The organism is Holdemania filiformis DSM 12042 (genome assembly GCF_000157995.1).
GTDB lineage: Bacteria > Bacillota_I > Bacilli_A > Erysipelotrichales > Erysipelotrichaceae > Holdemania > Holdemania filiformis.
Genome location: NZ_GG657552.1, coordinates 315,291 through 337,359, shown reverse-complemented (window position 1 = coordinate 337,359; position 22,069 = coordinate 315,291). Strand labels below are relative to the sequence as shown.

Sequence of the window (22,069 nt, the reverse complement as noted above, 5' to 3'; positions counted from 1 at the left end):
GCATCCCGCAAGCGCAGAAGCAGCTTCAGGAAGTGTCCGATATCCGCCGGATGCAGACCGGTCGTCGGCTCATCCATTAAATACAGCTGGTTCTTCCCGCCGTGATTTTCAATCAATTCCGCTGCCAGCTTCAAGCGCTGTGCTTCTCCGCCGGATAGCGTCGTCAGCGGCTGCCCCAGCGGCAGATAGCCTAAGCCCGCTTCCCTCAGCACCTCCAGCATCCGGATCAATTTAGTCTGTCCGGCAAAGAATTCCACGGCTTCTTCCACCGTCAGATCCAAGACTTCCTTGATCGAACGGCCGTTGTATTTGACGTTCAGCACGGTTTCGTTAAAACGCTGGCCATGACAAACCGGACAGACGACTTCAACGTTGGCAAAAAACAACATGTTGTTCTCCACAAACCCCATGCCCTGGCAGTTTTCACACCGGCCGCCCGGCGTGTTGAATGAAAAATGAGAAGCCGGACAATGCGCAGCACGGGCCGCCTCGGTCTTCGCAAAGAGATTGCGGATCAGTGTATAAAGACCGCTGTACGTCGCAACATTGGAGCGCTTCATCCGCGTGATCGCGGCTTGTTCGATCGTTACCACTCGTTCAAATTGTTCCAATCCCGCAATTTCAGCACCGCCGTGGCGATCCGCAAGCACCTCGAATACCAGGGTGGATTTTCCTGATCCGGAAGGCCCGGTTACCGCGGTCAGGCACCCGGTTGGAAAAGCGGCGGTAAAATGCCGCAGATTATACTGACTGGCATTTTTGATGGTGATCCAGCCCTGCGCGGTTTTCGGCTGCGAAGTGATTTTCGCCGGTTCAGCAAGCCAAAGCCCGGTCAGGGACGCCGGATCAGACTGAAGCTGCTCAGGTGTTTCACAGGCGATGAGATTCCCGCCATGAATACCGGCTCCCGGCCCGAATTCGACCAGGTAATCCGCAGCCCGCATCACATCCGGATCATGTTCGATGACCAGCACGGTGTTCCCCAAATCACGCAGATGTTTCAGAATGGCGATCAGCCCCTCGGTATCCTGAGGATGCAGGCCGGCCGTCGGTTCGTCCAACATGATCAAAAGGCCGGACATTTCCAGATCCAGTGCCGCCGCCAGCCGCAGCCGCTGACTTTCCCCGCCGGAAAGCGTGATGATTTGCCGGTCAAGCGTCAGATAGCCCAGACCGACCCGGATCAGCCGGTTCAGCTTCGTCCGGATATCGCGCAGATAATCCTCGGCCAGACGGCGCGCCTCGCCGGTCAGCGTGGAGTCCAGCGCCTCAATCCAGCTCTGCAGGCGGATTAAGGAAAGACCGGATAATTCCGGCAGCCGGGTTCCCTTCACCGTCACCTGAGCGCTCAACGGATTCAGACGTTCGCCATGACAGGCCGGGCAGTCCACGACCTGAAAATATGTGTCCAGCGCGCAAGCCTGTCCCCCTTTTTCTGCCCAGCGCCGCCGCAGATTGACCATCACACCTTCAAACTTTCCTGAATCCGCCGATTCCGGCAGGCCGTTCTTTGACAGCGCGGATGAGAACTGCGGACTACCGCCGCCTTCCAATAGTAAAATTCGCTGGGGCTCGGTGAATTGACAAACCGGCACATGCCGCGGTTCATCCAAGCCACAAGCGCGGCAGGCGGCGTAATACAGCGATATTTCATATTCGCCATACCGTTTTTCCCAGAAGCGGACGGCGCCTTCCTCTAAAGAAAGCGCCGGATCCAGGATCCGGTCTTCATCGACTGTATGAATTTTCCCCAATCCCTCGCAAACCGGGCAGGCGCCTTCTTTCGTATTGAACGAGAAATCAGTGCGGGTCAATTTATCCATCCGTTCACCGCAATGGGAACAGCGCATGAAAACATGAAAATCCCCGCCGTGCTTTTCCGTTTCTTCCTTGCAGGCCGCCGCGTCGATCACCGCGCCGCAATGCGGACAGGTTCGTCTGTGCAATTTCTCATAGAGCATCCGAAGATCCGTATAAATATCGCTTTGCGTCCCCACCGTGGAGCGCGGGTTCTTATTGGCCATGGACTGGGTGATCACGATCGCCGGACTCGCCCCGCGGACTTTGTCGACCTTCGGTTTGGGAATTCCCTGCATTCCCATGGCTTCCAGATATTGACGCTGACATTCGTTGAACAAGACGTCGATCAGAAACGTCGACTTGCCGGAACCCGACACCCCGGTCAGAACGATCAATTTCTCCTTCGGCAGCGTCAGCGATACGTTTCTCAAATTCCCCTCATGCGCGTTAACGATTTCTATTTTGTGCATAACTCACCCGCTTTCTATCCTGCTCTGATTCTAAATTTCGGGTTCTCTTTGTCCTTTCTCATGGCTGCGGAATTTCGATGTCGATCAACGGACGAATCTTATTGATGATGAGCGGATCCGTAACGTCCAGCAGCACAACTTCATCCGAAGGTTCGTGCGGGATCAGCACGTCCGCGATATGAAACATAAACAGGCGGTCGCCGATGGTACCGAAAACTTCCTGATCGATTTGATAGATCTGATCGACCTGCCAGGCCCCGGCATCTAACGGTACCGCGTAATCCAAAATGTTGTCTTCCGTGATTTCAATCTCCGTCAGCCGGATGCAGTGATAAAAACAACCGACAAATTGCAGGAGCCGCTGCCAGTCCATCATTTCCTCAGTCAGAACTTGTTGTCTTCGAATGGGATCGCGGATGATCTGAATTGACATTGAAAAATGGATTTCCTGTGAGTTGATGGAAGCTAGTCCTTGTTTCTTTAAAATCTCATCCGCTTCGCTCAGCTCGTTGATTTCGCATTGATAAAATTGATCCCCATGCACGATTCCGTCTTCCTCATAAATCGTCAGAGTATTTTCTTCATTGCGCAGACAGCCGTCGAGAAATGAAGGCAGCTCCAGCACGACCGGCGGAGGAGTCTGCGGATCCGGCTCCAACAGCTGCGGAAAGAAAATGTCCAGGTTTTGAAAGAAGATACTCAAAGCTACAATCGCGATCAGAACCGCGGCGATCACTCCGGTTGAAACCGACCGCCCCCGCTCCCCGTTCATTGTCCGACCGTCTGCGGATCGCGGCCGACAACACGCCGGTAATCGTCAGGATCCGTCGCGCCTTCCGTATTCAGAAGCAGCACGACGGAATGTTCATCCAATCCTAACGCCTGCTTCATCGCTTCATACTGGCGATCCTGGCACAAGCTTAACAGAAGTCCCAGTCCGACAGCCCCGGATTCGCCCGCGACAATCGCGGTATCTCCGGCCAGCGGATCAGCGTACTGCCGCATTCCAGCCTCCGTGACTTCATCCGCGCAGGCGAAGTAAAACGCCGCGTAATCGCGCAGCACCGGAAAGAGATCCGGATTGACTTCCCCGCAGTTCAGCCCGGCCATGATCGTCGGCGTGATACCGGCTTTCGAGACCAGCTTTCCCTGCGGACAGGAAGCGAAGACACAGGCGGAGTCTGTCGCTTCGATGATCGAGGCGACCGGCATTTCCGCTTTTAACGTATCCGCCAGCCAGCCCAGCACGCCCCCGGCCATCGACCCGACCCCGGCCTGTAAAAAGACATGCGTCGGCTTGGCGAGCGCCTGTTCCTCAATCTGTTGAACAACCTCGCGGATCATCGTCGTATAGCCCAGCACGATGTTCTGGGGAATTTCATGATAATCCTCCAGCACGGTGTCCTGCACTAAAACATAGCCGTTGCGCTGTGCGTAATCGCGCGTCCAGCGCACGGTATCGTCATAACCCCATTCGGTCACGGTGACTTTGGCGTTGCCCAGCGCCTCGATCGCCTGCACGCGGCTGGCGACCGTGCCTTTAGGCATAAAGATTTCTGACCGGCAGCCGACCTGCAGTGCGGCCCACGCTACGCCTTTACCATGATTGCCGTCGGTCGTCGTCACGAAGACCGGCTGGGTGTGAGGATGTTGCTCAAGATATCGATGCACCGCATAGCTCGCGCCCAGAGCCTTGAAAGCGTTCAGACCGAAACGATGGGATTCGTCTTTCACTAAAATCGCCTGAATCCCCAGTTTTTCCGCCAGCTTTGACAAATTGATCAGCGGCGTCGGGGCGTATTGCTTCAACGTCTGATGAAAGGCCTCGACCTGTCGGTATTGTTCTGAATTGAACATGGCCGGCAGCGGTCCCCGCGCCAATTTCCCCTTTGCCATTTGAATTTTATCCATGTGTTTTCTCCTTTTTCCGTTCTTCCAGTTTATGCCGCTTCGCCTTTCAGCTTCATCAGCTGCCATTGGCCGCCGCGGTACCGCAGCCAGATTAACAGCGTTCTTAGCAGCTGATCCGCGACCAGCGCGATCCAGGCGCCGTACAAGCCCCAATGCAGCTCGTACACCGTCAGCATCGCCAGCAGCGGGCGCACGATCAACGTTGTGACAAAGATAACCACGGCGGTAGTTTTCGTATCCCCCGCCCCGCGCAGGACACCGGCGAGGATAAACTGCGTAGCCTGAAACGGCTGGATCAGCGCCAGAAACATCAAGATCCGCGTACCCTGCTCAATGACTTCCGGCTCGTTGCTGTAAAGGGACACGATCGGACCGCCGATCACAAAGAAGATCAGCGCCAGCACCAGCGAAAAACCAATCCCGATCTGTTGGCTGACCTTGCCGTAATGGTGCGCCATATCGGTTCGTTTTTTCCCTAACGACTGGCCGACCAGCGATGTCGAGGACACCGCGAAGCCCTGACCGATCATAAAGGAAAGCGCCTGGATGTTCATACAGACGTTATGCGTCGCAAACGCGACCGTGCCTAATGAAGCGACAGTCTTGGAATACAGGATCACGCCAAAGCGCATAAACAGCTGCTCGACCATCGCCGGCAGACCGATCGCAAAAATATTCGTGAGGATTTCCCGATCAGGCTTAAACTTTTCACGCAGATTGAATTCGAGATAGCCGCCTTTTTTCATCAACGCCCAGCCCGCCATGAAGAAGGCCGCCGTCTGGCCGATCACCGTCGCTAACGACGCGCCGGCAACGCCCATCTTGGGAAAACCGAGATTCCCGTAAATTAAGATCCAGTTAAGAATGATATTGATCACGTTGGCCGCGACGTTGTATTTCATCGCTGTCTTGGAATCACCGACGCCGCGCAGTACCGCTGTGATCGTGGTGGTCAGCGCCATCAGCACAAAGCCGGCCATTTGAATTTGTAAGTAAACCGTACCGTTGGTCAAGCTTAGTTCTTCCGTAGCCCCCATAAACCGGACCATCGTTTCCGAAAAGAGAAAGCCGACAACCGAAGCGGCAATGGACATCACCAGCGTCAGCATGAGCGCCTGCCGCACCGCTTCATTCGCCTTTGCCGGCTGCTCCGCGCCTTTGTAGCGGGCGACGAGCGCCGTCGCCCCGACGTTCATCGCCATGAACATTGTCATCATTAAAAATTTCGGCTGCGTCGTTAAGCCGACCGCCGTGATTGCCCACGCCCCCAGCTGACCGACCATCATCAGATCCGCCATCGACGTCAGCTGCGTCAGCGTCAGTTCGACAAACGATGGGCCGGCGATTCGAAGTACATCCTTCATCAACATGCCGCGCGTCAATCCCGGCGGCAGCGCCGTGTGTTTCTTTGATATTGCCAAGCTCTCGCCAGCTTCAACACGGTCTAAAGCCAGCTGTGCGTTTCCCCCTGCCATCTGTTCTGTCCTCCCCATTTTTATTTATTATACCATGAACTATCCTGTGCAGAAATCGCTTTCATTCAGAACCAAGGCTCAAGCCGCCGTCAAGCTGAAAAACAAAAAAGCAGACAGCACTGGGGGATTGTGCTGTCTGCCCTTAAAACACAGAGTTAAGATTGAGAATTTCGGCTTAGTACATGCCGCCGTCCGGCATTGCCGGAGCCGCCGGAGCGTTCTTTTCCGGTAATTCTGCGACCGCTGCTTCTGTCGTGATAAACAGTGCCGAGATGGATGCCGCGTTCAGCAGTGCGTTGCGGGTAACCTTCGTCGGATCTACGATTCCGGCTTCAAACATATCGACCCATTCGCCCTTCTTGGCGTCGAAGCCGACGTTCTTGCCTTCCGTCAGCTGACGGGAAACAATCTGATCACCGTCATAGCCGGCATTTTCCGCAATCTGATACAGCGGCTTCAGGATTGCCTCAAAGACAGCGCTGATGCCCTTCTGTTCATCCGGAGTTTCACCCTTCAGCTCATCGCGGTATTCACGATAGATTGAAGCCAAAGCCGCGCCGCCGCCGATAACGATGCCTTCAACGACTGCCGCTTTTGTCGCGTTCAAAGCATCTTCGATCCGCAGTTTCTTTTCCTTCATTTCACTTTCTGTCGCTGCGCCGACCTTGACGATCGCCACGCCCGTCGTCAGCTTCGCCAGCCGTTCGTTCAGACGCTTCTTATCGTATTCCTGAGTCGTGTTTTCAATCTGCAGCTTCAGTTCCGCGATCCGTTCGTTCAGTTTTTCCTTATCGCCGGTACCGCCGACAATCGTCGTGTCATCCTTCTTGACGACAACGCGGTTCGCATGACCAAGGTCTTCGATTTCGCCGTCTTTCAGCTCCATCGCCAGATCCTTGGCAAAATACTTCGCGCCGGTCACGATCGCGATATCTTCCAGCATTGCTTTCTGGTTGTCGCCGAAGCTTGGCGCTTTCGTGCAGACAACGTTGAACGTGCCGCGCAGTTTGTTCAGAACCAGCGTCGCAACAACTTCCTGATCGATATCGTCAGCGATGATCAGCAGCGGCTTGTTGGTCTGGACGATCTTTTCCAACAGCGGCAGGACTTCCTGGATCGTGTTGATCTTCTGATCGGTAACTAAGATATACGGGTTATCCAGCACCGCTTCGTTCTTTTCACGGTTGGATACCATGTACGGGCTGATGAAGCCCTTGTCATACTGTAAGCCTTCAACGGTTTCCAGCTCCGTTTCAAAACCGTTTGATTCGTCAACGGTGATAACACCCTCGCGGCCGACCTTTTCCATCGCCTGCGCAATGATTTCGCCGACTTCCTGAGAACCGGAAGAAATCGCGGCAACCTGAGCGATATCCTGGTTCGTTTCTACCTTATGCGTCTGTTCCAGCAGCTTGTCCGCAATGAACTTCGCCGCTTTTTCCATACCGCTTCTCATCAGGACCGGGTTGGTTCCCTTTTCCACGCTGCTCATGCCTTTGTGAATCATCGACTGCGCCAGCAGCGTCGCGGTCGTTGTGCCGTCGCCGGCGGTATCGTTGGTCTTGGAAGCAACTTCCAGCACCAGCTTCGCGCCCATGTTTTCAATCTTATCTTCGCAGTCAATTTCCTTTGCGATCGTTACGCCGTCGTTGGTGATTAACGGTGAACCATAGCTTCTTTCCAGAACGACATTGCGGCCTTTCGGACCCAGCGTGATCTTGACCGCATCGGCCAGTGTATCGACGCCCTTCATCATCGCCACGCGGGCATCTTTAGAAAAACGGACTTCCTTTGCCATATTCTCATTCCTCCTTTTAATGTTTGTTGTTATTCAATAACCGCCATGATCTTGGATTCCGGAACTAACAGATATTCCTGTCCGTCGATCTTGACTTCGGTTCCGCCGTACTTTTCATAAATGACGCGGTCGTTGACTTTGACGCAGCATTCGACATGCTTGCCGTCGACTTCATGGCCGTTATTGACTGCCAGAACCTTGCCTACGGTTGGTTTCTCAGTGTTTTTGTCCGTCAGGATAATTCCGCTGGCGGTTTTTTCTTCTGCCTTTTCTTTCTCTAAGAGCACAAAATCATTACATGGTCTAATCATCGTAATTCCTCCTTATCGCTCATTTTAGCACTCTTATCTCATCAGTGCTAGCACTTATTATTATAGTCTGCCAAGCTTCTTTGTCAACACTTCTTCGCGACTTTCTGCAAGAAATTCTGATTTTTTTCCCGGCTGCTTTATTCTAACGGTAAACAGGAGCGAATCCTTGGTGATTTTGACAGCCTGATCCAAACTCAGCTTTCTACCATGGAATTGAAGCGTTTAAAAATCACAATGACAGTCTTCGCTGGGCGTCCTCCTGGATTAGAGAAGGAGACCGGTTTAATTTCGAAAGCGGCCGGTCGAGGACGGCACGGGATATGATATAATAGGAAAAAACAGGAGGATAACAATGCTGAAAAGAAAATTTGGAAAAACTGGCATGGAGGTTTCCGCGGTAGGCATGGGAACCTGGAACATTGGCAATCAATGGGGTGAACTGGATGATCATCAAGTTTTAGATACGATCCTCGCCGCTTATCATAGCGGCATTACCGTCTTCGATACCGCCGACGCTTACGGCATTCCCGGAGGATGCTCGGAAGAACGGCTCGGCCGGGCGCTGGACGGAATCCGCGAAAATGTCGTGCTGATCTCAAAATTCGGCAATTGGGCCAAGCGTTTCGGCGGCGAAATGCAGTTTACCTGCGCCGATATCGTGATCGAAGCTTGCCACGCTTCTTTATTCCGTCTTCAGACGAACTATCTCGACGTTGCGCTGTGTCATCTCAATGATTTGAAGCCGGAGGAAGTGGATCCGTGGCTGGATGGCTTCGAGGAGCTGAAACGGCGCGGACAGGTGCGGCATTACGGCATCTCGACCGATCATCTGGACGTGCTGAAAGAATTCAACCGGCGCGGTACCTGCGAGGTGGTCGAGCTGGATTATTCGCTGATCAACAAGACACCGGAAACCAACGGCATGCTGGACTACTGCCTGGAAAACAACATCGGCGTGCTCGTGCGCGGACCGCTGGCACAGGGAATTTTATCCGGACACTACAACCGCGAAACACATTTCACCGACACCATCCGCACGCCGTTTAACGAAGGCGGCAGTGCGCGGGAAGTCTATCTGCAGAAAATGGACCGGCTGGACCGCGTAATCGAAGCGGCCGGGAAGGACAACCTGATCCAGACCAGTCTGCGCTATATCCTGTCTCATCCAGTTTGTCCGGTCGTCATTCCCGGCGCAAAATCACCGGCTCAGGCGAAGGCCAACGCGGAAGCCGGCAGCGCTTGTCTGGACGAGGCGCTGTATGCCAAGCTAAAATCGTGTTAAAACTCAAAAATCAACGCTCAGAAACCCGCTGACAAGAACCGGCGGGTTTTTATCTGAGTCTTGCTTTGCCATTCTGTCATCGATTGGGATGTTCTTTGATCGTTTCCCTGATACGTCCTTGTCTTCTTATTCATGATAGGGAATACCGTGATAACTTATTGTAACTTTCAATTATTGAAGCTTGATATCTATGGTAAATTACATTTAGTTGAACTCCTAAAGAGAATTTGCAGGCAAAATACCCGCATTTTTTTCACCTTTCTGTTAGTTTTAACTAATTTTCTGTTCACCCCAGCTTCTTTCCTCTGCGGCTGCGGGCAAAAATCAAGCCTCTGTTGGTTCACCGATTATGAAAGAGCGGCGAACCGACAGGGATTGAACCCTGCGGTCTGCGCCGCCCTTGTTTCTGTTATCATTTTCTCAAGCATTCAGGATTGATTCAGGCCGATGTGACGTCCTGACCCGTTTGTATTTCTAAAAAACTTTGTTTTCTCTGAATTCTCAGACTGCGCACTATTTCGCAGCCGCAGCCGCGCCGGCAATCCGGCCGGTCGTTGCGTACAGGCCCAATGAAGCGGCCAAAACATAATTCTCATTGTAGAAGTAACGGTTGCTCATTTCACCCGCAGCATACAGCCCCGGAATCGCTTCCTTGGCCTGGTTGAGCACCTGACCGGTTTCGCTGGTCAGAACGCCGCCCTGTGAACCAAACGTCGTCGGATAGAAAACAACGGCATAATATGGCGCGGTTTCCAGCGATGTCAGATTTTCTGCAGCTTTGCCGAAATCTTCGTCTTTCCCCGCAGCAACCTGTTCCTGGTAGCGGTCATAGGTTGCTTTTAAGGTTGCGGCGTCGACTTTCATGCCTTCGGCCAAAGCTTCGATCGTATCCGCTTTGACTACTGCGCCCGCAGTTGCGCCTTGTTCCAGGATCTTCGCGATCTCCGCGTCAGAAGAATCATAAATGTAGTAAAACGGTGCATTGCCATCCTGAATCATATCCGAACCCAAAGCGTCAAAGTAAACCGCGGCTTCGCTGGCAAACCGTTCACCCTTCGCATTTACACCCAGCTGCTTGTTTGTCGTCAGCTTCGATGCATCCGCCACCTGACTGGCCAACGCCGGGTCCACTGTCGTCGCGCAGATTGAAGTAAAGAACGAATCAAACGGCACGGCGCCCGCTTCCAGCGCCATCGTCAGGCCATCGCCGGTTGAGCCGGCCGCCGCGACAGAAATCGTTCCGGCTTTGTCGACCTTCGGCGAATATTGCTTTACCATTTCCGCGTTTGCGGAGATCCCGCCAGTCGCCAGAACAACGCTTGCGGTGTTGAACGTAATCACCTTGTCAGAGGTTTCCGCAACGATGCCGACGACCGCTCCCTGATCGTCCAGCACCAGTTTCTCACCCTTGCATTCCGTAATGACCTCAATGCCCTGAGCTTCGGCGATCTTGACCATCTCGTCGATCAAACCGCGTCCGCCTGCCGGATTGTGCGCTGTCGGATACGGTCCGAAGCCGGTGAAGGCTTCCCACGTCACGCCCTTTTCCTGCAGCCAGTCAACGGTTTCGCCGGTCTTGGATACAATAGCTTCCCACCGTTCCTCATCCGGATATCCCGATTCCTGCCCGGAATAGCTCATCCGCTCATCCCAGTATTTCCGGAAGGTTTCCAGCGAATCATCAAAGTCACTGTCGTCGTAAAGCTTGGAGTCGATACTGATTAAATACCCGCCCGCGATCGCGGTCGTTCCGCCGGTGGTCGCCTGTTTTTCAATGACGACGACATCTGCACCCGCTTCTTTCGCGCTGAGCGCCGCGGACATTCCGGTGATGCCTGAACCGACAACGACGACATCCGTTGAACGGCTTTCCTCCGTTTTGGCCTGAGGCGTTTTTTCTGTTGCGGCTTTGAGCTTTTCAACATCGCCGCCCGCCTGCACAACGCAGTCTTCAATGGCTTTCAAAATACCATCACTGGTCAATGTCGCTCCGGCGACGGTATCAACACCTAGGCTCTGACTTTCAACGACTGCGCCCGGGATTTTTTCAATCGCCGGATCACAGATACCCGCCGTTTCCGTATGTTCTTTGACCGTGATCGATTCGATCGCGCCGGCTGTAAAGGTCATCTCAACGGTGATCGGTCCGTTGCGCCCGTCGCCAACCCCCGTATAGGTTCCCGCCTTAAACAAGCTTTCGCCCTCTGCGGCCGGTGCTTTCGGCGTGGTAGAGCATCCTGCCAGACACAGCAGCGATGCCAGAAGCAGACAAATCAGCTTCTTCATTTCTTTTCCCTCCTTCACATGCATTCATGCATGTTTTCTTTATCACAATTATACATCTGTGCATAATTTTTAACAAGTCTAAAAGAAAACCCATCATTACGATCGGTTTTCAGGTTGATTTCTTTATAAAATTTATGCGTTATTCCCGTGCTTCCGTCCCATACCGCGCGGCAAAGATTTCGACAAACAGGCGGGCGTCCTGAGGCAGTGTCCGCCGCTTTAAAATCCAACCGGAGCTTTCCGTCTTGCGCAGCTCAGTAATTCCATAGACGTAAATATAAAGAAAACAAAGCATTTCTTCCAGATCGGCATCCGCGCGCAATTCTCCGATCTGCTGAGCCTGGCGGAATGCTTCTTTTTTCAGGGAATAGATCTTTTCCGAGTAATCCTGAATCGGAATCTCCGGTTCCCCCTGTCCCCCAAAACCGATCTTTTGCAGCAGTGACGGCGTGGAAGAACAGAAAATAATATCTCTTTCCAGCTTCTCAAAGATTGAACAAGGTTGTTCAAAGATTTCCTGGTATTGCCCGATAACCGTTTCCTTCTCCTGTTCTATAACCGTCTGATATAATTCTTTTTTGTTCTTAAAATAATAATAAAGCGGTCCGCGGGTTAATCCCGCTTCTTTTCCGATCGCTTCCAGATTGGTTCCGGCATATCCGTAACGTGAAAAATGTTCCCTGGCGATCGTCATAATTTTTTGCTTGGTTTGTTTTTCTGCGTTTCCCATAGTGATTCCCCTTTATGCGTTTATTATATCACTTTTACAGCGCTGCCTGCAGGCCGAGGATGTCTGCTGATCAATAATTCTTGTTTTTATTGAAGTCATTTTATGAAAATCAATGAACTCGCCAAAAATCACGGATTCCTATTTTGGAATACAAAAATTTTTGTTTATCGTTTATAATACAGGAAGCAGTATTCCGCTTTGATCAGAATCAGGGACTTGCCGAAGGCGAGGATGGAGACGGAAAACTGTAAGATTGCGGATATTCCGCACACGGAGGAAAAATGAAGAAAATTATTACTACTGTTCTGGCGTGTTTCTTGATCGCCGGCTGTTCCAGCACACCGAAAACCGAAAATGCGTCCTGCAGCTATACGCAGGAAGGCTTGATGACGGCTACTTATGATTTAAAGGCAGAAAACAATGAAATCACCGTTCTTTCTCTGAAGATGATTTATGACAAAGCGATGTTCGGCAACATTGACTTCGCAACGATCACGGAAGAAGAAAAAGCACAGATGATCGACGCCATCTTGTCCCAGTCGGGAATCTCGGAAGACATGAAGGGCGTGAAGACAACGGTTGAAATTCAAGACACGATCATCGCCACCATTGAAATGAACCTGAAAGAAGCCGATCCGGATACATTGAAGAATCTGGGCTTTGATTTTTCCAACACAGACATGAGCTTTGACAAGGTCGTTCAGGATATGAAGGATCAGGGCTTCGACTGTAAATAAACAGACGAATTCACAATTTAATAAAGCGGAGAAGGCCGCCCTTTGGGGAAGACTTTCTCCGTTTTTTTATAATAGAAAACAAAACGAGCAGGATCGGCGGATCAGGCCGGACTGCTCGTACTTGATTTGTTCTTATTCTGTCTGTGATGCTGTTTTCTGCCGGTGGTAAAGGGAAATCCAGCTTTTATGCCTCCCGAACTCTGCTTTCCGCCTGCTTTGTGAAGCCTTATCCGCGGGTAACCCAGATTGGCGAACACCAGGCGCAGTGATCGTCGATCTGTTCAACGCGCAGGTAATAGAAGTCTTCTTCCCCGCGCTCGCTGTCCTCTACGGTGAAGTCCATCGCACAGCCGCAGCCTTCCATCTCAACCAACACTTCGTTGTTCTTAATAATCTGAACCGTGCGGATCTCGTTGACCGCCAGCACGCTGACGTCCAATTTGACTGCTTCCCCGGCCGGGATCATGATTTCTTCACCCATGTGATGACTGCCGATCTTCAGCGAAGCCAGAATCCGGGCGCCGCTGGTGCCATACGTGAAGCGGTTGTAGATCGCGTTCCAGACGTTTTCGCTGGTCAGCGTCGGAACGAAGGCGCCCAAGATTCCGCCTTCGATGCCATGCTCCATCTGGTGCGAGTCAGAACCGGCGATAAAGCCCAAATGATAACCCCGGGCCAGCGCGTCCTGAGCGCAGTGGCGTTCAAATTTCATGATGTTCTTTGTGTACTTCGACTGGTTTTCAAATTTCTCATAGTCGGCGTGGCGCGAGAAAATTTCAACGACGCGCTGCACTTCCGGATCATGATAATCCCAGTCCGTCGCCGCGGATACCAGGCCCCAGTTGGCTGCCGGATGATGCGGAATGCACTGACCGCCGTCCTTCTTGATGCTCGCGAACAGAACTGTCGGGTTGTTGCCTTCCGGATCGGTACTGCGGTACAGACCGCCGGTGCTGGACGGATAATAAACGTTCTTGTGTCCGAAGTCATGCTTGTATTCGTTGGATGTCCATTCATAGGCCAACAGCACGGCGAAGTTCTTTTCTCCGTTGAACAGATTGCGCGTCGTGCGGTTCCATTCCCATTCGGAATCCGTCGCGATATCCGGATAATCGTCATGATCGGTCAGTGCGCAGAAATCCATGTTGGCGTCCTTGATCGCGTAGTGATAATATTGATCAATCTCGCCCAGCGCGTCGGACAGGTTGGACTGGCCGTGAATATCGCCGAAGGTCAGCGTCAGATTCTCATAGCCGTTCTTCTTCAGCCAGGCCGCGACTTCTTCTTCGCTGCGGCTGTCCAGCGCTTTTTCCGCCGGGATCGGCTGCACGAACTGATCGATCTTCTTCTCGATCTCTAAATCATAGAACTGCGGCAGGACGTCCAGCGCGACTTCGTTGTAGACGATCGACGCGTAACGGTGCATGTGGCCGTTCTTGTTGCCGAACTGCCAGATATAATGCAGAACATTGCTTTCATCCAGCGCGATATGCGGACGCACGGCGCACTGGCTGTCGTTGTAGGTAATGACGACCGGTTCCGACCAGACGCCTTCTAAATCACGCACGCGCACGATCGCGTTGTATTTTCCCCAGGTATAGGTGACCACCGTATAGCCCTGGGTGTTCGCCGTGATGTCGATGTTGTTGTACCAGTTGCGGTTTTCCGTCAGCACCGCGTAATGGGACGTGACAACCTGGCCGTCTTTTACTTCCACGTCGATCACGTTGTTGCTGAAATAACAGTGCTTGCCGTTTTCATACCAGGCGATCGTGACCTTCTGGCCGACCCGGGTCATGACCGGATGCGTGCTGTAAATCGCCGTCTGATTCAGCTTGACTTCCTCGCTCCACTGCCCGTCGATCTTAACGCGCACGACGACGTCATAGTTCACGCCGTTATACAGATCATAAGCGACAAAGCAATGGCCTTTGCCGTCATGATCAAAGCATGGACGATACGTCTTCACCGCCGTGTTGACCTTTTCCAGCGTCACTGTTTCGCCCAGCGTAGCGACGATCGTATCGCTGAAGCCGACGCCCTGACGGTTGTATACGACGACCGGATGGGTTCCGTCGTCTTTAACGGAAGGATAGAACAGTGCTTCGCCCTCGTCGATCACCTGGATCGCGCCGAACACACCGTCCTGGTATTCGCGGACGCACAGCTTCCACACGCCATTCTCAAATTCCGACCAGGCGGTGATCACGCGGTCGTTGAACGTATGCAGGCTTGGCCGCAGCGCTAAGCCTGAGCCGGAGATCTGGACCTCATTGTGCGGATGACGATCGATCATCTGCGCGAACCGGATCACCTCGGTGTGATCGAGATATTTTTCCCAGACCGCAAAGACTTCGTTCTTACTGTTGACCGTGACATCCGGGTACTGGCAGCTGCTCTGCCAGATATCCGTGATTTCAACGGACGTACTCTTGAAATGTTCCATAGTTCCTCCTTTATTCGTCTTCATATTTACCAACACCGGCAGGCGGCTGAATGTTCTTGACGCCAAACGCCAGAACCAGCAGGGTGACGATGTACGGGATCATTTGAACCAGCTGCGACGGAATGCCGTAGCCCTGGACATAAATCTGAACCGCGTCGCACAGCGCGAACAGTGAGCCGCATAACAGGACGTTCAGCGGATTGTAACGCGACAGGATAGCGATCGCAATTGCGATGTAGCCGCGGCTGGCGGACATATCGCGCACGAACATATTCAGGCTGTCGATCGACAGATACGCCCCGGCCAGACCGGCCAGCGCACCGCAGACCAACACGCCGATATACTTCATCCGCCGGACCGGAATACCCATACTGCTGGCAGCCTTCGGGTTTTCACCGACCATCCGCAAACGCAGGCCGAACGGCGTTTTAAATAAGATAAACCAGCTGGCGATGCACACGAGGATCGTGAAGATCAGCAGCACTGACTGGCGGCTGAAAATATCGCCGAGCACCGGAATATCCTTTAAGAACGTCAGCTTGGTGTTGACAGAAGCGACGGCTTCGGAATTGCCCTTGTTGCCCCAGATGATCTGCATCAGCAGCGTAGACGCCGCCGTGGCTAACAGATTCAGGCCGATGCCGCTGATGACCTGATTGACCTTATAGCGGATGCACAGAAGGCCGTGGCATAATCCGAAGATCATGCCGCCCAAGATCCCGCACAACAGACCGATCCAGGCGCTGCCGGAATAGAACGAACCGACGGCAGCCGTAAACGCGCCGGTCAGAATCATACTTTCAAGGCCCAGCGCCATGATGCCGCTGCGCACGGAATACACACCGCCCAGCGCCGCCAGAATCAGCGGGATGGACATGGAGAACATCGTGCTCAGAATGCCTGTGATATTATTCAGCATGGCTGCGTCCTCCCTTCTTCGGTTTGCGGTCCGCGCCGATCAAGGCCCGGATCAAAAGCGGCGCGGAAACAAAGATAACGACCAATGCCTGAATGACGCTGACAAACTCCGTCGGAATCTGGCTCATCATGTTCAGATACATCGCACCGGTTTTTAAAGCGCCGAAGATGATGCCCGCCAGAATGATGCCTAACGGTGAATCGCTGGCCAAGGCCGCGACGGAGATACCGCTGAAGCCGTATCCCGGCGAAAAGCCGCTGATGAAGCGCTTGCCGACGCTGGTGACATGCACCGCGCCGCACAGACCGGCCAGCGCGCCGCTGAACAGCATCGCTTTCATCATGACGCCGCCGACCTTGATGCCGGCCGTTTCCGCAGCCTTCATGTTTAAGCCGACCGCCCGGACTTCATAACCGAAGCGGGTCTTTTCCAGCACGAATTTCACGATCAGGGCCGCGAGCACCGCGATCACGATCGCCCAGGTCAGCTGATAACCCGGAATCATTTTGCCTAACAGCGCGCCGTCGACGATTTTATTCGTCTGTGCGACCGCCCCCTCGGCTTTTAACGGATAGTTGACTAAATAATCGCAGAAATTGATGATGATGAAATTGGTCATCGTCGTCGTAATAACTTCATTGGATCCGAACCGGACTTTCAGAAAGCCGATCAGCGCGCCGGCCAGACCGCCGCCGATCACGCCGCAGACCAGCGCCAGGAAAAGATGCAGGATGCCCGGCAGCGGCAGCGGCGTCATGCCGACCAACGCCGCAACCATCGCGCCCGTATACATCTGCCCTTCGACGCCGAGGTTGATCAGCGTCGCTTTCTTGCCGACCATAAACGCCAGACCCGTAAAGATCAGCGGCGTCGCCTGAATCAAGGTGTTGGTCAAGGAACGCACGGAACCGAGCGAGCCTTCGATAATGACAGAATAGGCGAAGATCGGATCATAGCCGCACAGCAGCATGATCACGCAGCTGACCAGAATCGCCAGGACGAAGGACACCAGCGAGATCACGATCGGACTGGTTTTCATCAGCCGGTTAGACAGCTTGCTCATGGTGCTCCTCCTTCCCTCCGGTCATCAACAGGCCCAGCGACAGCTCGTCGGTGTCCTCGGCCTGCTGAACGCTGACGATCCGGCCGTCGTAAATCACGGCGATCCGGTCGGACAGCGAGCGGACTTCATCGAGATCCGCTGAAATTAACAGAATCGCTTTACCCTCGTCGCGTAAGCGCAGCAGCTGATGGTGAATATACTCCATCGCGCCGACGTCGACTCCGCGGGTCGGCTGGGCAACGATCAGCACGTCCGGGTTCTGCTTGAACACCCGGGCGATAACCACCTTCTGCTGGTTGCCGCCGGAGAGCGAGGAAACAAGTTCGCGCGCATTCGGCGTCTTGATCATGTATTCGCCGACCGCTTCCTCGGCGTAGCTCTGAATATTCTTTTTCTGGAGCAGTCCCTGTTTGAGAAACTGCGGTTCGTCATGATAGCCTAAAATCAGATTGTCTTCAATCGACATTTCCGCGACTAAACCACGGCTCAGACGATCCTCCGGGATGTGTCCGATCTTATGCTTTAAGAAGGCGTGGGCATCTCCGCGAATCGCTTCCGTTCCCATCGTCATCGTGCCGGAATCGGCTTTGCGCAGACCGGTCAGGACTTCGATCAGTTCGGTCTGGCCGTTGCCTTCAATGCCGGCGACGCCGAGGATTTCGCCCTTGCGGATTGACAAGGAGATCCCTTTAAGCACCTGCACGCCGCGCTCGCTCAGCTGTAAATCCTGAATCCGGAAAAACTCCTCGCCCATGTTCGTATTTTCCCGGCGCACGTTCAGTTCAACGTCGCGGCCGACCATCATTTTAGCCAGATCGCTGGTTGTCACGTTGCCCAGAGGCAGGCCGGATTCGACCATTTTCCCATCGCGCAGAACGGAAATCCGGTCGGCGATCGCCAGCGTCTCCTTCAGCTTGTGCGTGATGATGATAATCGACTTGTTATCCTTTTTCAGATTCCGCATGATGACGAACAGTTCTTCGACTTCCTGCGGCGTAAGCACGGCCGTCGGTTCGTCCAGGATTAAAATATTGGCGCCGCGGTAGATCGCCTTGAGGATCTCAACGCGCTGCTGCTCGCCGACGGATAATTCCTGAACCTTGGCTTTGGCATTGATATTGAAGTGAAAGCGGTCGATCAGTGCCTGAATCTCCTGCTCGGCCTTCTTCTCGTCGATCAGCCAGCCTTTGCGCGGCTCGTGGTTGACGATGATATTTTCAGTAACGCTCATCACCGGGGAAAGCATGAAATGCTGGTGCACCATGCCGATCCCCAGCCGGATCGCGTCTTTCGGGCTCTTGATCTTGACCGGCTCGCCGTTAACACGGATTTCTCCCTCATCCGGCACAGTCATGCCGTAGAGGATTTTCATCAGCGTCGATTTGCCGGCTCCATTTTCTCCCAGCAGGGAATGAATCTCTCCCTGACCTAAAGAAAAGGAAACATGATCAACAGCTCGCACTAATGGATATTGCTTAACAATATCGATCATTTCTACACTGTTCATTGTTTCCTCCTTTTTCTTTTTACAAAATTAACTTGTTTTCAGCTTATTTTGTATACTGATTGGAAGATACCCAGCTGTCCAGTTCACCTTCTGTTTCACAGATGACCAGTTCGCCGCTCTGAATCTTGGCTTTGATATCCGCAATCGCCGCCGCGATATCTTCAGGGACTTCAACGTTGGAGAATTCATTGGAATAGCCGACCGCTTCTTCCTTTAAGCCGCTGATCTTAACGCCTTCGGTCCATGTGCCTTCAACTAAAGCCTTGACTTCATTGTAGACCATTTCGTTGACGTTGCGGATCGAGGTTGCCGGGATATAATCCGGTTCGATCGCGTTCTGGTTTCCGCCGACGCCGAACGCATAGCGGTCAGCTTCTTTCGCGGCATTGAAGACGCCCAGTCCGGAAGCTCCGGCAATGTGCTGGATGAAATCCGCGCCCTTGTTGTACATCGACATCGCGATGTTCTTTCCCTTATCGGAATCGTTGAAGCTGCCGACGGTTGCCGTCAGGACTTCGCATTCTGGATTGACATACTTTACGCCTGCTTCAAAGCCGACAACGCCGGAACGCAGATTCGGGTTGTCCATGCCCAGGATAACGCCGACAACGTTGTCCGCATTGGCTTTCGGCATCTCGGACAGCGTGCCTAAACCCGCGTAAACACCACACAGGAATGTCTGTTCCTGCCACTTTGTGGAAACCGCGCTGACATTCGGCAATTCGATTGACGAATCGATGATTGAGAATTTCTGATCCGGATAATCCGCCTGAACCGCGGTCAGCGCATCGTTCTGATCGGTCGCCAGACCGATGATTAAATCATAGACGCCGGCATCCGCAAACTGGCGGTAGCCTGCTTCAAAATCACTGGCTGATTCTGGTTCAACATACTGGAAATCAATTCCGAAATCGGCTTTAGCCTGGGTCAGACCGTCGTATGACATGTCGTTGAAGTTCTTATCGCCCAGTCCCCCGGTGGACAGAACGATCGCCACTTTCAGCTGCTTGTCGCCGGTATTGGCTGTGCCTCCGTTGTTGTCTGTGCCGCCTTGTTTGCCACCATTGCCTGAGCAGGCTGCCAGCGACAAAGTCAGCAGTGCGGCGGTACAGAGAAGTCCTAACTTTTTCATCTTTTCCCTCCTGGTAAGCATAACGCTTACAAATACAGTAGTTTTATATCATGGAAAAGCCTACAAAAAAAGTGACAAATGTCACTTTTGATATATTTCATATTATTCTTCACGTTTCTTTTGTAAGCGTTTTCTCTGGTCGCTGGTAATCGTCAGTGTGTTCCCTTCCTTACCAATCAGCCCCTCATTCTTGAACTGACTCAGAAGCCGGTAAACCGTCCGGCGGGAACAGCCCATAAAAGCGGCCAGTTCCCTCCCGCTTGATCTTGATGCGGATTACGTCGCCGCTGGGTTTCAACGCGTCGCACAGCCGCAGCAGATAGTCGATCAGCTTAATGTTCATCGAGTTGGTCGGATAGCGGGATTCATTGATCGAGGATTCATAAAACTGATTCGCCCAATAACAGATCAGATATTCTTTGAAGGGGTCACAGTCGGACAACAGAATAAATAAATCTTCCCTGGTGATGCGGTAGCCGCGGCAGCGCTCGTCCACTTTCAGCGTGCAGCAGTAGCGATGGTGATCGGAGAAAATTTCCATCAGGCCGACAAAGCGGGCTTCATAATTCGTGACATAGGTATAAGCGATACCGCGCGTATTGACGCTTTGAACGTCAAGTACCCCTTCGGTAAAAATGTAGCCGCAGGTCACCGGCGCGCCTTTTTCAATGATCGTCTCGCCGGGTTCAAACGTGACGGGAACCAGCCGCATCTGCACCCGTTCAGGAATGGCTTCCAACACTTTCTCAAAACTTAGCATCGCGATCACCTCTTTCCACTCTCTGGTAAAGATTATAGCGTATTTTAGCTGAGCTGAAAATGATTTCCTTGAGAAAGCTTCCGCTTTTCGGGATGAAACCTTCCAACGCGTTCTCTGATTGATATGACGTCACGGAAGCTTAAAGAATAGATCTCATTCCTTTCTGCCTACTCATAGATATTAAAGCTTTCCTCGTTTACTTTCCGCAACTCGCCGGAATCTAAATCAAATAGATACGTAATCCACAATTCCTGCGGATATTCTACCGACTCTTCCCGCGCCCGCAGCCACAGCTTCCGCGAAGCAGGGAGATAGGCCATCTGAACGGACGAGCTGTCCAGCTGCAACAGTTCTTCCTTTTGCTCGCCGCTGCGGTAATAAATTGTCGAATATTCCCGATATGACGCTGAATTGATATCCTGATACGGCTGATTCCAATCCCATTGCGAATATTCCGCGGTGAACGCGCCATTTTCGGTTAAGTGGATATCCCCCCAGGATGGCAGGTCCTTGGCGATCAACTCCGCATGATTTCCGTCAAATTCATAAATGTCGAAATTATCCCCTACCATATCCTCAGCCTGCCACAACCCCAGCACAAATTGGGAATCCGCGGTCGGAAAAAGCATAAAGCTTTGTTCGTTCCAGGTATTCAGCTGATCCGGCCGCGCCCGCAGCCGCAGCGTTTGGTCATCAAGAGAATACTGATATAAATAGCTTTCGTTCGCATAACCTGCGGTCAGCCACAGACAATTTTTGGTTTCATCATAAGCCAGACTGCTTACATAAAAGTTATAATTTCCTTCAGGATTCAACGATGCACTGTCAAACAATTTCACTTTGTTTTGCGTCGCTAAATGGATCAGCCAGTATTCCTCCGGCGCACTCCAATCGGACCTTTGCGCGACGATCATCTGATCTTGATTTACGGTATAGTTGCCGACGTCGTTGAATTCCGCCGTCACTTCGAATGTCGCAGAATCCAAAATCAGCGTCGTTGAAGTCAATCTGTCTGCTTTGCGCCAGGAGATATCCGCAAACAACCGTCCGCCGTTATTTTGAATCTTAACAATCCTGCCTTCCGGATAACGCGACCGTGATAAAACATAACATTCTTCGATCAAACCGGTTTCCGGATTCAGCTGCTGGATCTGTTTTCCATTGGCGCTGATCATGACGGCATTTCCCTGTATTTCCAGCGCAGTTCCAAAATGAGTTAACGACGCGCCCGGATCCTTGGATGAACCCCGGGCTTCGCGCACTTCGTTGTCAAACGCCACAGGCTGATCGATCCCCTGCATTGCCGCCTCTTCCAAACTTTGATAGTATTCGTTCTTCGCCTCGGCGACCGTGAACATTTTCCCGGTTTGCGGCTGGACAAGAAAAACATGATTTACGCCGTCGCCTGAATATCCCTGAATTCAAACCCTTTCGGTTCCGAC

18 protein-coding genes are annotated in these 22,069 nt (G+C 52.7%); 2 read left to right on the top strand and 16 right to left on the bottom strand.

Annotated elements, in window-relative coordinates; genetic code table 11:
• The 6 genes from HOLDEFILI_RS02365 to HOLDEFILI_RS02340 all read right to left on the bottom strand — a co-directional run.
• A partial coding sequence (locus HOLDEFILI_RS02365; RefSeq protein WP_006057768.1) for an ATP-binding cassette domain-containing protein occupies positions 1-2,270 on the bottom strand: 2,270 nt, incomplete at its 3' end.
• A gap of 58 nt (positions 2,271-2,328) precedes the next feature.
• Positions 2,329-3,042, bottom strand: coding sequence for a hypothetical protein (locus tag HOLDEFILI_RS02360; RefSeq protein ID WP_006057767.1), 714 nt, complete (start codon positions 3,040-3,042; stop codon positions 2,329-2,331).
• Positions 3,039-4,181: a diaminopropionate ammonia-lyase gene (locus HOLDEFILI_RS02355; RefSeq protein WP_039863714.1), complete on the bottom strand. Its 1,143-nt coding sequence runs from the start codon at positions 4,179-4,181 to the stop codon at positions 3,039-3,041. The genes HOLDEFILI_RS02360 and HOLDEFILI_RS02355 overlap by 4 nt, the downstream gene beginning before the upstream one ends.
• Positions 4,182-4,210: 29 nt before the next feature.
• Complete coding sequence (locus tag HOLDEFILI_RS02350; RefSeq protein WP_039863713.1) at positions 4,211-5,656, bottom strand: MATE family efflux transporter; 1,446 nt, start codon at positions 5,654-5,656, stop codon at positions 4,211-4,213.
• Between the two features lie 175 nt (positions 5,657-5,831).
• Entirely contained in the window at positions 5,832-7,454 is a 1,623-nt protein-coding gene (gene groL / locus HOLDEFILI_RS02345) for a chaperonin GroEL (protein ID WP_006057764.1), read from the bottom strand.
• Positions 7,455-7,483: 29 nt separating this feature from the next.
• Positions 7,484-7,765 (bottom strand): co-chaperone GroES, encoded by a 282-nt coding sequence (locus tag HOLDEFILI_RS02340; RefSeq protein WP_006057763.1) that lies wholly within the window; start codon positions 7,763-7,765, stop codon positions 7,484-7,486.
• Positions 7,766-8,117: 352 nt separating this feature from the next.
• On the opposite strand from HOLDEFILI_RS02340, the gene HOLDEFILI_RS02335 reads away from it, so the two are divergent.
• Positions 8,118-9,047, top strand: a complete 930-nt coding sequence (locus HOLDEFILI_RS02335; protein WP_006057761.1) for an aldo/keto reductase — start codon at positions 8,118-8,120, stop codon at positions 9,045-9,047.
• A 513-nt stretch (positions 9,048-9,560) separates the two neighbouring features.
• On the opposite strand, the gene HOLDEFILI_RS02330 is transcribed toward HOLDEFILI_RS02335, so the two are convergent.
• Positions 9,561-11,333 carry an FAD-dependent oxidoreductase gene (locus tag HOLDEFILI_RS02330; RefSeq protein ID WP_039863712.1) on the bottom strand — a complete coding sequence of 591 codons (1,773 nt, stop codon included), beginning with the start codon at positions 11,331-11,333 and terminating at the stop codon, positions 9,561-9,563.
• A 139-nt stretch (positions 11,334-11,472) separates the two neighbouring features.
• A complete protein-coding gene (locus HOLDEFILI_RS02325) occupies positions 11,473-12,063 on the bottom strand; it encodes a TetR/AcrR family transcriptional regulator (protein ID WP_006057758.1) in 591 nt (196 codons plus the stop codon).
• A 281-nt stretch (positions 12,064-12,344) separates the two neighbouring features.
• On the opposite strand from HOLDEFILI_RS02325, the gene HOLDEFILI_RS02320 reads away from it, so the two are divergent.
• Positions 12,345-12,800, top strand: coding sequence for a DUF1307 domain-containing protein (locus HOLDEFILI_RS02320; RefSeq protein ID WP_006057756.1), 456 nt, complete (start codon positions 12,345-12,347; stop codon positions 12,798-12,800).
• A 226-nt stretch (positions 12,801-13,026) separates the two neighbouring features.
• On the opposite strand, the gene HOLDEFILI_RS02315 is transcribed toward HOLDEFILI_RS02320, so the two are convergent.
• The 8 genes from HOLDEFILI_RS02315 to HOLDEFILI_RS02285 form a co-directional block, all read right to left on the bottom strand.
• Entirely contained in the window at positions 13,027-15,246 is a 2,220-nt protein-coding gene (locus HOLDEFILI_RS02315; protein WP_039863711.1) for a CehA/McbA family metallohydrolase, read from the bottom strand.
• 10 nt (positions 15,247-15,256) lie between these two features.
• Positions 15,257-16,165 carry an ABC transporter permease gene (locus HOLDEFILI_RS02310; protein ID WP_039863757.1) on the bottom strand — a complete coding sequence of 303 codons (909 nt, stop codon included), beginning with the start codon at positions 16,163-16,165 and terminating at the stop codon, positions 15,257-15,259.
• Positions 16,155-17,228 carry an ABC transporter permease gene (locus HOLDEFILI_RS02305; protein ID WP_006057753.1) on the bottom strand — a complete coding sequence of 358 codons (1,074 nt, stop codon included), beginning with the start codon at positions 17,226-17,228 and terminating at the stop codon, positions 16,155-16,157. The genes HOLDEFILI_RS02310 and HOLDEFILI_RS02305 overlap by 11 nt, the downstream gene beginning before the upstream one ends.
• Positions 17,212-18,735: an ABC transporter ATP-binding protein gene (locus HOLDEFILI_RS02300; RefSeq protein ID WP_006057752.1), complete on the bottom strand. Its 1,524-nt coding sequence runs from the start codon at positions 18,733-18,735 to the stop codon at positions 17,212-17,214. The genes HOLDEFILI_RS02305 and HOLDEFILI_RS02300 overlap by 17 nt, the downstream gene beginning before the upstream one ends.
• 43 nt (positions 18,736-18,778) lie before the next feature.
• Positions 18,779-19,867, bottom strand: a complete 1,089-nt coding sequence (locus HOLDEFILI_RS02295) for a BMP family ABC transporter substrate-binding protein (protein WP_039863710.1) — start codon at positions 19,865-19,867, stop codon at positions 18,779-18,781.
• A 102-nt stretch (positions 19,868-19,969) separates the two neighbouring features.
• Positions 19,970-20,104: a helix-turn-helix domain-containing protein gene (locus HOLDEFILI_RS20470; RefSeq protein WP_083787553.1), complete on the bottom strand. Its 135-nt coding sequence runs from the start codon at positions 20,102-20,104 to the stop codon at positions 19,970-19,972.
• On the bottom strand, positions 20,052-20,627 hold the full coding sequence (locus HOLDEFILI_RS02290) for a Crp/Fnr family transcriptional regulator (protein ID WP_006057750.1): 576 nt from the start codon (positions 20,625-20,627) through the stop codon (positions 20,052-20,054). The genes HOLDEFILI_RS20470 and HOLDEFILI_RS02290 overlap by 53 nt, the downstream gene beginning before the upstream one ends.
• Before the next feature lie 167 nt (positions 20,628-20,794).
• The gene (locus tag HOLDEFILI_RS02285) at positions 20,795-21,985 is read right to left on the bottom strand and encodes a hypothetical protein (protein ID WP_006057749.1); all 1,191 of its coding nucleotides are present in this window, start codon (positions 21,983-21,985) and stop codon (positions 20,795-20,797) included.
• Positions 21,986-22,069 lie beyond the last annotated feature (84 nt).